Source organism: Ectobacillus sp. OTK (genome assembly GCF_059698935.1).
This window is the reverse complement of record NZ_AP048547.1, coordinates 2497701-2509088: the sequence shown is the minus strand read 5'-3', so window position 1 is coordinate 2509088 and position 11388 is coordinate 2497701. Positions and strand designations below refer to the sequence as shown.

Sequence of the window (11388 nt, the reverse complement as noted above, 5' to 3'; positions counted from 1 at the left end):
AGAAAAAGTATGATAAAAGCGTTTTCATTCCCAGGACAGCATCACCTTTGGGCAAATGTATCATATGATATTGCAGAGTCATTTTAGGGAGGTTATGATAATGAGCGAAAATAACAAAAATGAGCTCAATCGTTCTCAAGTAAAAAATTACTTAAAGCAAATTGACAGCTTTTTTGAGCAAACTCCTTTACGAGGTCTCATAGCGGAAATGAACCATTTGCTTCAAAAGGGAAATCGGCTGCTAACATTTCCTGTCGATTTATATGAATCGGGCGATTTTCTTGTGATTCAAGCTGAGTTGCCGGGCATAAACAAAAATCAAATTGTTGTAGAAATACAAGGTGATTATTTACGTATTTCCGTAAAAGATGATGTGCTAGAGGAGGAACAAAACGATACCGATAGCTATTACCGCCGTGAACGCTCCCTCACAGAAGCTACTCGTCTCATCAAGCTGCCGTACCATATTAACAAGAAAAATACAAAAGCATCTTATCAAAATGGGGTTTTAGAAATCCGTGCACCACGAGCACCATACACAAACGATATTTTATCGATCGAATAAACAAATATTAACTCTCCCAGAAAGGGACTGCATATATAATGCGTAATATACTGCCCAAGCTATCAAAATCTCCTTGCTAGGAGACACTTTTCTTCTAAAAAGGGAACCCTAAAAGCGCTTCAATGCTTAAGGTTCCCTTTTGTACGCTAACACAATCTCCTTACTGTTCTAACGGTCTTTCGTAATCCCCCCTCACGTCGCAATCTATTTGGCCATCCGTTTTTCCGGTTATATAGGAACTGTCATCCGATGCTAAAACTAAAAGCACATAGAGCGGGCAAGCTCATACAGCTATCTCGAACACTTCATATGAAAAACTGCTCTGAAAGGAGCCGTTCTATAGCCCATAACTTCCTGAAGCAGGCGGAACGCAACCGCCTGCTTCAGGAAGAAAATCGAAATAAATACAAAAACCCCCGCAGACAATTTTAAAGTCTTTGCGGGTTAGGATTACTTTTATTTCAAGAGGCTTTTGGGACAGCTCCTGCCAAATATATACTTATACTTTAAACTGTCTTACTACTTGTTGAAGTCCTTCGATTTGTTGCTGTAATGAGTGTACGGCTTGATCCCCTGTTTCTAACGTTTGTACTTGCTGATTGGATGCAGCAGCAATCTCATCAGAAATGAAAGAGACCTCTGAGGACGCAACAGCAATATCTTGTATGGAAGCAGCTACATCTGTAGCACCACTATTCATCTCATGTAAAGCCATTGAGATATTAGCAACTGTTTGATGAATATGATTCATCTCAGCACGAATGCTTTCAAAATTTATGCTCGTCTCCTTTGTCAAATCTACACCTTTTGTAACCGCTGCTCTTGTTATATCAATAGAACGAACCGCATCTTGTGTGTCCCGCTGTACATTTGCAATAAGACGAGAAATATCGTCCGCCGACCCTGTAGCTTGCTCAGCTAATTTTTTCACTTCATTAGCAACTACTGCAAAGCCGCGACCGCTCTCTCCTGCACGTGCCGCTTCAATACTTGCATTTAGGGCTAAAAGGTTAGTCTGTTCCGCTATATCCCGGATTGCATGTGTAATTTCCGTAATCTGTTGTGAATGAGTTTCCAGAACACTTACACATTGAGCTGTGTAGTCAATACTTTCATGAATCCTTCTCATTTGGTCAACTGTAGCTTCCATCAATTCGGTTCCAGTCTGACTGCTTACTGTTGCTGTTTGCGCTGCTTGTGCCACACTTTGAGAGCTTTCAGCAACTGTCTGTAAACTCGCTACAGTTTGCTCTATCGCTGCAGCGCTCATTTGGGAACGAGCTTTCTGTACATTTGCTTGTTGAGCCAACTGCTGCATATGCGCATAAATTGCTTGTCCGCCTGCTGCGATTTCTTGAGAAGTTGTTGAAAATGTATTAGCTGATTTTAATACGTGGGAAGTAGCTTCTTGTACTCGACTAATTAATTGACGTAATGTTTGCAAGAAGCTATTAAAGGACATTACGACTGTTGCAAGCTCATCCTGAGAGTGTATCTCGAGCTCCTTTGTCAGGTCACCTTTTCCGCTAGATAATTGTGTAATCTGTGCGTTTAAGAGTGTCAAAGGACGCATGATCGAACGAATAAGAACAAATCCAAGAGCGATAATGAAAACAATGACCACTCCAGTTACAATCAGCTGAACTTTTAACATCTTTTGTTGCTGCTGTGCTAGTTGATTTTGCCAAACCTGTACATCTTTATCAACATACTGTGTTAACTGCTCGATAGCCGGATATAAAGTTTGCTTTCGTATGCTGCGTTGTTGTTCGAAATGAATTTTCTTAGCCGTATCTATCTTCCCCGCCTTATAGGCCTCAACCATATTCTCGTATGCATCCATATAAGCAGTTAACGAGTTTTGTACAGTTTTAAGCTTTTCTTTTAAGCCTGGATCATCATTAAGGGACGGAATCATCCGCAATACATCTTCTGCTTCTTGCTTCTTTTTATCAATTTCCTGAAGATACTCTGAATCCCCCGTAACAAGATAGCCGCGTTCATCGTTAGAAAGCCCGGCCAACAAATAATTAAAATTTTTCATCAAAATCTGTGCTTGACGTCCATGATCCATCCGCTTATAAGATGTTGAACTTATTTTACTCGCATATAACATGCAGGCTAAACCTATGATCAATCCAATTGCAGCTAAGCCTATTAATGTAGAAATTCGTTGTTTAATGCCCCATTTCACCTTCATAATCCACCTCTCAAAAAATCAGAATATTAATTATACATATATATTAACATATGGTAATTAGGAATTATAAATGTTAACAGATTCTTTACAAAACAATTTATTCCATTATCGGCTCTGTCTTCATCGATATTTCTACTATTTATGAAGAATGACTGCCTACCAATACTTCTGTTAATTCCTATTTTGATAGGTAAAGCAATTTCAGTACATTATTTAATATCTTTTATATCATCATTCCTTCTAGTTTCTTCATTTTGCATGAAAGGATATATACATATACATACAGGAATTTCGTTGCAAACATACCTCGCTTATAAACAAACTATCAACTTTGTAAATGTTATTATGTAAACACGAAAGACCATAAAAAAGAGACTTCTCAAAAGTTCAATGAACTTATGAGAAGCCTCTTTGAAAATGGCTCATTTAGAAGTTTCGGCATTAAATTAGCATCAAAAATGTGAATTACTGCTTAAAAAGCTTGATATATCAAGGCTGCTCCCTCTAGAATGCAATACTATACATATAATACAGGCCGTATAGCATGCTAAGCACAGATGACATCGTCGCAACAGAAGATTGTACCGAACGGCGAGCAGCAGTCCATATAAATGGCAGCCCAAGAGCCGTTGTAAATAAAAGCATGCCGGCGATTGTTCCTACTCCAAAAATTAGAATAAACTGAAAGGCTTCTGCTGTCGTGTCCGCTGATGTTAAAGTTAACAAGACCATCGCCGCACTTCCGGCTAATCCGTGAATGGAGCCAATCGCAAACGACTTTGCATGAAAATGCTTCATTCCTTCGTGCTCATACACTCTTTGTTGTTTGCCTAGACGAAATCCATTGACACCTAGATATACCAGCATAATTCCAACAAAAAATTCTAGCAATGCAGCGGCCTGTTCAGGAATTTGCTGCTTTAAGCCAATCACAATCATACCGACCGCCAAAAGCGTTGCACTATGACCAAGCCCCCAAAATACTCCTGTCATAGAGGAACGCGATAGCTTTCTTGTTCGACTTGCAATGGTTGAAACAGCAATGATATGATCCGGCTCAGTTGCATGCTTTACTCCTAATATAAATCCTAATGCCAATATAGATAAAAAACCGCCACTCATGTACCAATCCTCCTGTGTTTCCCTAATACTTTCTTAAATCAAGCGGCACCTGCTGCCATTGACTTCTCACTAGATCCGTACATGCTTGAAACATGCGTTCAATTACCTGCGTATGATAAGCGAGTACACGAACAACAACACCACTTGTTTTCAAAGAAGACCATCCAATTCTTACCTCACTGCTGCAAGTCTTCAATATTTCCTCTAGTACCTTCACCCATTGCTCGGTAACAAATGGGGAAATGAGGACCCATGATCCGAAATGCGTATAGCCTTCCATTTGCATAAAGGAAGACATATCATGACCGTTAGGCTGTAAAAAGAGATGATCATATACTTGAAGCTTTTCATCCTCATAGATTTTAAGCTTGGAACGAACCCAATCATATTGGAAGGGTTCCCCTGTTGTGGACCAACCCGGCGTAATAATATCGCTATATAAAAGAGTTGCCCCGCTCTCCATATGCACCGTCGTTTCCTGCACAAATCGAGAGTTTTCATACGCGATAAGAGGGTCAGGCAAAAATTCGAGTATACTTCCTTTCTTTAAGAAGATGGAAGTCATCTGCCGAACCGGCTTGTCTGGTGTTCGATATACCTTTGTAGAAGCCTGCGTTGTGACCGTCAGTCTTGCATCCTCCTTTAAGGAAATGCTAGTCTTATAGGAATCGCCGTTTACATACCCGCCCCCTACATGAATGCAGTAAATCGTAGGGTGAGAGAAGTCAAGGTATATAGGCCGCGTCACTTTAAACGCCCCTTCGAACCAACAATCAGAAATGATGGTCTGCCCGTCCTTTTGGACCGCTTCTAAATACAGAGAACCAGTTTGTTCCATATTTACAGTCCTACAAGCAATGTTTGTTTTTTAACCCACTCGACTACCTCGTTCAATCCTGTTTCGTCCTTTAGATTCGTAAAGAAAAATGGCTTATTTCCGCGTGCTGCTCTCGTATCGCGTTCCATTACCTCTAAGCTAGCGCCGACATAAGGTGCAAGGTCGATTTTATTAATAATGAATAAATCGGATTTAATCATCCCTTGTCCACCCTTTCGAGGAATTTTCTCCCCTTGCGCAACATCGATAATATAAATGGAAAAATCCACAAGCTCCGGGCTAAACGTCGCAGCTAAATTATCACCACCGCTCTCTACAAAAATAATCTCTAAATCAGAGTGGCGTTCCTTTAATTCATCAATTGCGGCAAAGTTCATAGACGCATCCTCGCGAATCGCAGTATGCGGGCATCCTCCTGTTTCAACACCAATAATGCGATCCTCTGGAAGGATACCGTTTTTCATTAAAAACATCGCATCCTCCTTCGTATAAATATCGTTTGTTACAACGGCCATGCTGTGCTCCTTATGCATCGCTCTTGTCAGCTTTTCTACAAGCATTGTTTTACCGGCGCCTACAGGCCCGCCTACACCAATTCGTACTGGTTCCATCTCTCTCATCCTTTCTTATCTATCGTTATGACATGAACAGTCTGACAGGTAAATGTTCATGTCTCATCTGAGCAATCTCAAGCCCCGGTGACATCATACCGAGCTCTTCTGGATCGGCTTTTTCAATCATCTCTACAGCCTGGTTTATAAGAGGATGCATAAACAGCAGCAGCCTTTGTCCATCCGTTTGACCAAGCGGAATAGCTCGAACCGCGTTTTGAACCAGCGATTGTACAACCGAGTATACATATGCTGCGATTGTTTCTCTTTGGTTAATTTCCAGATGATACGAAACAAGCGCAAATGCAATTGCAGAATGGCCGTAGGCTTCTTTCTTTCTCATGCGCTTCTCGTACTCAGAAAGAAAAAAAGAATCTGAGTATAATGCACTACAAAGCTTTACCATCCGCTCTCCAATCCGGCGGTTGCCCTCTCTCGTCTCCCTCGCAAGTGCGAGCGCAGACAGCAAGGTATCAAGCTCCCACAATTTTTCTATATTTCCATTTCTTATATACTCATAAGCAAGACGGCATGCCAATCCATCTGTATATGTAACCTGCGTGTCAATATACGTATGAAGCGCATCCTGAAATGTTTTTGTATTGTGGATCCCTTGTTCATATATGTACGTCTCTAATCCAAAGGAATGCGAGAACGCACCTGACGGGAAATTCGAGTCACACAGCTGCAGCAAGGACAGCAGTCTGTTAATCATGCTTATGCCCAATGTGCCGGAACGCCTGTCTCACCTTTCTCTCCTCCCGACGATATGGAATGGTAAGCTGCTGCAATAGCTCCTCTACAAGATAATCATACTGCACAAGCATTTCTCCTTCTTCAAACTGCGCCGGCAGGTGACGATTGCCGAGTTGGTGAGCGATTTCTCCCATTTGTTGCAGCGAGGTTGGTGAGATGACAAGCAAATCATCCGCCAGCACGCTGATCACAATCATGTTCTTTTCGTCTTGATATAAAATGTCTCCATCTTGCAGCTCCTTTGCGTCCTTCAAGCGAATCCCAATCTCTTTTCCATGATCGGTTGTAACGCGCTGAATTCGTTTCACAAGATCACTGCTCTCCATGTATACCTTTTCCTTATGAGGAGCAAGCTTCTCTGCCGTGTCAATGTTTCCAACAATACGTTCGATAATCATACAATTCACCTCAAAATAAGAAATATCGCTGAGCCATCGGTACAACCTCCGCAGGCTCGCACGTAATCAACTCTCCATCTACCTTCACTTCATATGTTTGCGGATCTACATCAATATGAGGCATTTCACCATTGTGAATCATGTCCTTCTTCTGCAGCGTCCGAACACCGCTCACCGGTTGAACCATCTTTTTCAAGCCAAGCTTTTCCGGGACACCGCTTTGCATCGCTGCCTGCGATACGAACGTAATAGCCGTTTTATGAAGTGCTTGCCCGAAGCTTGCAAACATAGGGCGATACAAAACAGGCTGCGGCGTTGGAATAGAAGCGTTTGGATCTCCCATTAAACTGTTGGCAATCATTCCGCCTTTTACTACCATCTCTGGTTTCACTCCAAAAAAAGCAGGCTCCCACACAACTAAATCAGCAAGCTTGCCAACTTCTATCGAGCCAACATACTCCGAAATCCCATGCGCTAATGCCGGGTTAATTGTATATTTGGCAACGTAGCGTTTTGCCCGGAAATTATCTCCATTTCCTGTATCTCCTGCCAGCTTCCCACGCTGCTTTTTCATTTTATCTGCTGTTTGCCACGTACGGGAGATGACCTCTCCAACGCGCCCCATTGCCTGCGAGTCAGAGCTAATCATGCTAAATACGCCTAAATCATGCAAAATGTCTTCGGCAGCAATCGTTTCCTTACGAATACGAGAATCAGCAAAGGCAATATCCTCAGGAACGGCAGGGTCCAGATGGTGACATACCATAAGCATGTCTAAGTGCTCGTCAAGTGTATTTTTTGTATACGGGCGTGTTGGGTTTGTAGAGGAAGGCAGCACATTCGGAAAGCTCGCAGCCCTCATAATATCAGGCGCGTGCCCTCCCCCTGCTCCTTCCGTATGATATGTATGAATGACACGCCCATTAATCGCAGCAAGTGTATCTTCTAAAAACCCGCCTTCATTGAGCGTATCTGTATGAATCGCCACTTGAATATCGTACTTGTCTGCCACGCGTAAGCTTGCATCAATTGCTGCTGTTGTTGTACCCCAGTCTTCGTGAAGCTTTAGACCAATGGCACCCGCTTCAATTTGCTCAATAAGCGCATCCTCCGCCGAAGCATTCCCTTTTCCTAAGAAACCAATATTTATCGGGAATGCTTCTGCTGCCTCAAGCATCCGAAATATATTCCATGCACCTGGCGTACACGTCGTTGCCTTTGTACCAGTTGCCGGTCCCGTTCCGCCGCCGATCATCGTTGTAATCCCGGAGGAAAGTGCAGTATCAATTTGCTGCGGACAGATAAAATGAATGTGAGCATCAATGCCGCCTGCAGTCACAATCATTCCTTCAGCAGCAATAATTTCGGTAGAAGCGCCAATGATCATATCTACATAATCCATCAATAACGGATTACCCGCTTTTCCAATGGAAGCAATTTTCCCATCCTTTACCCCGATATCTGCCTTATAGATGCCTGTATAGTCGAGAATGACAGCATTTGTCAGTACAAGATCCATCGCTTCTTCACGTTTTGCAAGCGGATGCTGCCCCATTCCATCGCGAATCACCTTTCCGCCCCCGAACTTCACTTCATCTCCGTATACTGTATAATCCTTTTCAATCTCAATAAACAAATCGGTATCTGCTAGACGAATACAATCACCTGTTGTCGGACCAAACATATCCGCATATTGCTGTCGTGACATACGAAAGCTCATCCTTCTTCCTCCTTATCCAGTGCTCCGTTTACACCGTTATTTAAACCGTATACGTGTCGGGAGCCTGAAAACGGAACAAGCTCTACTTCCTTCGCATCTCCCGGCTCAAAACGAACAGCCGTCCCTGCCGGAATATTTAAATGCATACCATATGCCTTTTCCCGCTCAAATGCCAGCGCTGCATTGACCTCATAAAAGTGAAAATGTGAACCAACCTGTACAGGACGGTCACCCCGATTGGTTACAAACATCGTTAGCCCCTTCTTACCAGCGTTGCAAATAATCGGCTCTGCTTGTAATCTGTATTCTCCTGGTATCAAAACAATCCCTCCTATCGAATTGGATTATGAACGGTAACAAGCTTTGTCCCATCTGGAAATGTTGCCTCAACTTGAATATCCGAAATCATCTCAGGAATCCCTTCCATTACATCATCCCTCGTTAAAATGGTTGTACCGTAACGCATAAGGGAGGTAACCGATTGCCCATCACGTGCTCCCTCTAAAATTTCGTATGTAAGTATCGCGACAGCTTCCGGATAATTTAGCTTTAGCCCTCTTGCCTGCCGACGCCTTGCCAAATCTGCTGCTACAACAATTAACAATTTCTCCTGTTCACGAGCTGTCAGCCTCATGTGAACCACCCTTTCCATTTCTTGTTATACGACTATCCTCCCAAGAGGTTCTAGAACTGTTTTCTCATTGTCTTGAAAAAGCTTTTTTCAGAAGCATCTTCATCGTAAGGAGATGTACCAATACACGTTAGATTTTATAACATAATTCGATATTCCTATTATATATAATTTTCTGATAATTACAACTATATTTGGAAAAATCTTATAACAAACGCTAAAATCCCTAACAAATCTGATTGAAACCCATATTAATATTCGTTTTCTATCCCCTTCCTTCTTTAACAAAAAAAGAGACCCCTTATATCGGAGTCTCTTAAATCAACATATTTGTCATATTTTCTTACATGAATTATACAATCTTGGCAAGTGAACGTTACAGCTTATCGTAACAATCTTTTCATATCCCGAATGATATCCTCGTATGGAGTATTCGATACACCGCTATATTTCTTCATCACTTTCCCATTTTGATCAACTAAATAAAAGGAAGTGCCGTGCAGGACTTGGCTTGTTGTATCCGGCTTATCAACAAGCGTTTGAAAACTCTCTTTTGCAAACCGTTCGATCTCATCTTGTGAATAGCCTGTTAAAAGTGTCCAATTGCTTATATCTGTCGTATATTTTTGTATGAACGCCTTTAAAACTTCCGGCTTGTCCAAGGCTGGATCGACACTAAAAGAAACAAATTGAACATCCAACCTCTCCTCCTGCGCCATTTTTTGCAGACGTGCCATATTCGCTGTCATCGGCGGACAAACCGTTTCACAATTCGTAAATATAAAATCCGTAATCCATACCTTGCCCTTTAAATCTTTTAGACCATAAGGCTCCCCGTTTTGATTTATGTACTCAAAGTTCCCAACCTCCCAATTTAATGCCTTGGGGATTTTCGACCCTGTACCGCAGCCGGCCATTATAACAAAGCAAAGGAATATCACGGCTGTAAACTTCATCCGAGTTATTTTCATAATACGTAAGCTCCTTTCCAACACACTCCTCTTCATTGTAACAAACAGGCGCAAAAAGAAAAATGGAATCGCTCGTTTTGTTCACAAAACATACAAATTTATATAACAGCACAGAGAGTAAAATACCAGAAAAACGCTCCTCTTATGTATAACATATAAAACCTCCTGAACATTCTATATATAAAGACGTTTAGGAGGTTTTATCGTGAATTATTTACAAACACGCCTTTGCATAAGTTGTGCTGCTTTACTGGCGCTCACTGTATCTTATTTCCTGCAGTAGCCAACCTTTTATTTTTACAGTCACGCATAAAAATAAAAAAAGCGGGTGATGGCTCCGCTCTTTTTACACCTGCTGCTATGCATTTTTTTCGAGCGAATTGATTTCATATACTTTAGAGTAGTCCGCCCATGAAAGACAATTACGCAAATATTCTCGGAACGAATAAGAAAATCTCGGACTGCTATGCTTTTGAATTTTGGAGACAAACAATTGAAGACGTGACTGAATTTGGAATGTTAAAGGATGCTGTACTTCTAGCACGGGGATATCAACAATTTTAATACAATTTCCAGACGAATGAGTAAAGTAAAAGCTTTTCGTTATCACAATATCAATCCTTCTTTTGGGATTTATTTTTAGTATAAACGAATAGATTTAAAAAGTTTGTCTAATTTTCGGGAGAATTATGAATTTTCTTCAAATTTTATGGGACTTCTTCTCTTTATTGTATGCGCTTTCAAATATATTATAACAAAAAAAACAAAAAGTGCCTACTCATATAAGGCACTTTCTACCGAGTTCTCCATATCTCGCTTTAACCTGCGTTTATATACAAGCCTAGAGACAGAAATACTGATTTCATAAATAAACAAAAGCGGAATCGCTACAGAGAAATCTGAGATAAAATCCGGCGGCGTAATACTAACCGCAATGACAATTAAAACGAAATAAGCATATTTCCTCATCTTTTGAAGGGCAATCGGGTTTAATAAACCAATGCTTGTTAAAAACATAGCAATTACCGGCAATTCAAACAAAACCGCAAACGGAAGTGTCATATTTAAAACAAATTCAAAATACTTTTCTGTTGTAAACATCGATTGGAACATCTCTTCACCAAGACTGACTAGAAACTGCAGCACAAACGGCAAAATAACAAAGTAACCAAAGCAAAGTCCACCAACGAACAATATAAATAACCCCGGAACGTACAAAAGTGTCATGCGTCGCTCATTTGGAGATAATGCAGGCTTCACAAACAACCAAAGCTGCAGGGCAGCAACAGGAATTGTACAAACAATAGAAAAAACGCTGGCAATGATAAAATAAATCCATAAAATATCGCTAGGCCCGAGCACTGTAAGCTTCATCGGTAAATCCTTCACAATAAAGGAATAAATTTCCTTCGTATATATAAAGCCTACTGTCAAAAAAATAAAAAAGAACAGCATCGTAATGATAATACGTTTACGCAGTTCACTCAAATGGTCTACCAAACTCATCTCTTGATCATTCATTCTTTCCACCACACTTTTCGTTCCGCACTCACGTAAAAAAGATGCAAGAGAATTG

General features: G+C 41.2%; 13 protein-coding genes. 1 reads left to right on the top strand and 12 read right to left on the bottom strand.

Going from position 1 to position 11388, the window contains the following annotated elements:
* The first annotated feature begins 100 nt into the window (after positions 1-100).
* On the top strand, positions 101-565 hold the full coding sequence (locus AC6HZ4_RS12360) for an Hsp20/alpha crystallin family protein (protein WP_497495322.1): 465 nt from the start codon (positions 101-103) through the stop codon (positions 563-565).
* Between the two features lie 499 nt (positions 566-1064).
* Here the strand turns inward: AC6HZ4_RS12360 and AC6HZ4_RS12355 are convergent, their stop codons facing one another.
* From AC6HZ4_RS12355 to tatC, 12 genes are all read right to left on the bottom strand, one after another.
* On the bottom strand, positions 1065-2765 hold the full coding sequence (locus AC6HZ4_RS12355; protein ID WP_497495321.1) for a methyl-accepting chemotaxis protein: 1701 nt from the start codon (positions 2763-2765) through the stop codon (positions 1065-1067).
* 504 nt (positions 2766-3269) lie between these two features.
* Complete coding sequence (locus AC6HZ4_RS12350) at positions 3270-3887, bottom strand: HupE/UreJ family protein (RefSeq protein ID WP_497495319.1); 618 nt, start codon at positions 3885-3887, stop codon at positions 3270-3272.
* A gap of 22 nt (positions 3888-3909) precedes the next feature.
* Complete coding sequence (locus AC6HZ4_RS12345) at positions 3910-4725, bottom strand: urease accessory protein UreD (RefSeq protein WP_497495318.1); 816 nt, start codon at positions 4723-4725, stop codon at positions 3910-3912.
* Between the two features lie 2 nt (positions 4726-4727).
* Complete coding sequence (gene ureG / locus AC6HZ4_RS12340) at positions 4728-5336, bottom strand: urease accessory protein UreG (protein ID WP_497495316.1); 609 nt, start codon at positions 5334-5336, stop codon at positions 4728-4730.
* Between the two features lie 25 nt (positions 5337-5361).
* The gene (locus AC6HZ4_RS12335; RefSeq protein WP_497495314.1) at positions 5362-6051 is read right to left on the bottom strand and encodes an urease accessory protein UreF; all 690 of its coding nucleotides are present in this window, start codon (positions 6049-6051) and stop codon (positions 5362-5364) included.
* Entirely contained in the window at positions 6044-6490 is a 447-nt protein-coding gene (gene ureE, locus AC6HZ4_RS12330) for an urease accessory protein UreE (RefSeq protein ID WP_497495312.1), read from the bottom strand. The genes AC6HZ4_RS12335 and ureE overlap by 8 nt, the downstream gene beginning before the upstream one ends.
* 10 nt (positions 6491-6500) lie before the next feature.
* Complete coding sequence (ureC, locus tag AC6HZ4_RS12325) at positions 6501-8210, bottom strand: urease subunit alpha (RefSeq protein ID WP_497495311.1); 1710 nt, start codon at positions 8208-8210, stop codon at positions 6501-6503.
* Positions 8207-8530 (bottom strand): urease subunit beta, encoded by a 324-nt coding sequence (locus tag AC6HZ4_RS12320; protein WP_497495310.1) that lies wholly within the window; start codon positions 8528-8530, stop codon positions 8207-8209. The genes ureC and AC6HZ4_RS12320 overlap by 4 nt, the downstream gene beginning before the upstream one ends.
* A gap of 11 nt (positions 8531-8541) precedes the next feature.
* Positions 8542-8844, bottom strand: a complete 303-nt coding sequence (locus AC6HZ4_RS12315; RefSeq protein WP_497495309.1) for an urease subunit gamma — start codon at positions 8842-8844, stop codon at positions 8542-8544.
* A gap of 380 nt (positions 8845-9224) precedes the next feature.
* A complete protein-coding gene (locus AC6HZ4_RS12310; protein WP_497495308.1) occupies positions 9225-9812 on the bottom strand; it encodes an SCO family protein in 588 nt (195 codons plus the stop codon).
* A 358-nt stretch (positions 9813-10170) separates the two neighbouring features.
* A complete protein-coding gene (locus tag AC6HZ4_RS12305) occupies positions 10171-10422 on the bottom strand; it encodes a DUF2535 family protein (RefSeq protein WP_497495307.1) in 252 nt (83 codons plus the stop codon).
* Between the two features lie 164 nt (positions 10423-10586).
* Entirely contained in the window at positions 10587-11345 is a 759-nt protein-coding gene (tatC, locus tag AC6HZ4_RS12300) for a twin-arginine translocase subunit TatC (RefSeq protein WP_497495306.1), read from the bottom strand.
* Between the last annotated feature and the right edge of the window lie 43 nt (positions 11346-11388).

Bases quoted from the DNA above. Each gene is read 5' to 3' on its own strand.
- AC6HZ4_RS12310 (WP_497495308.1), bottom strand. From the start codon at position 9,812: ATGAAAATAACTCGGATGAAGTTTACAGCCGTGATATTCCTTTGCTTT.
- AC6HZ4_RS12345 (WP_497495318.1), bottom strand. From the start codon at position 4,725: ATGGAACAAACTGGTTCTCTGTATTTAGAAGCGGTCCAAAAGGACGGG.
- AC6HZ4_RS12315 (WP_497495309.1), bottom strand. From the start codon at position 8,844: ATGAGGCTGACAGCTCGTGAACAGGAGAAATTGTTAATTGTTGTAGCA.
- ureE (WP_497495312.1), bottom strand. From the start codon at position 6,490: ATGATTATCGAACGTATTGTTGGAAACATTGACACGGCAGAGAAGCTT.
- ureG (WP_497495316.1), bottom strand. From the start codon at position 5,336: ATGGAACCAGTACGAATTGGTGTAGGCGGGCCTGTAGGCGCCGGTAAA.
- AC6HZ4_RS12355 (WP_497495321.1), bottom strand. From the start codon at position 2,765: ATGAAGGTGAAATGGGGCATTAAACAACGAATTTCTACATTAATAGGC.
- ureC (WP_497495311.1), bottom strand. From the start codon at position 8,210: ATGAGCTTTCGTATGTCACGACAGCAATATGCGGATATGTTTGGTCCG.
- AC6HZ4_RS12360 (WP_497495322.1), top strand. From the start codon at position 101: ATGAGCGAAAATAACAAAAATGAGCTCAATCGTTCTCAAGTAAAAAAT.
- AC6HZ4_RS12335 (WP_497495314.1), bottom strand. From the start codon at position 6,051: ATGATTAACAGACTGCTGTCCTTGCTGCAGCTGTGTGACTCGAATTTC.
- AC6HZ4_RS12350 (WP_497495319.1), bottom strand. From the start codon at position 3,887: ATGAGTGGCGGTTTTTTATCTATATTGGCATTAGGATTTATATTAGGA.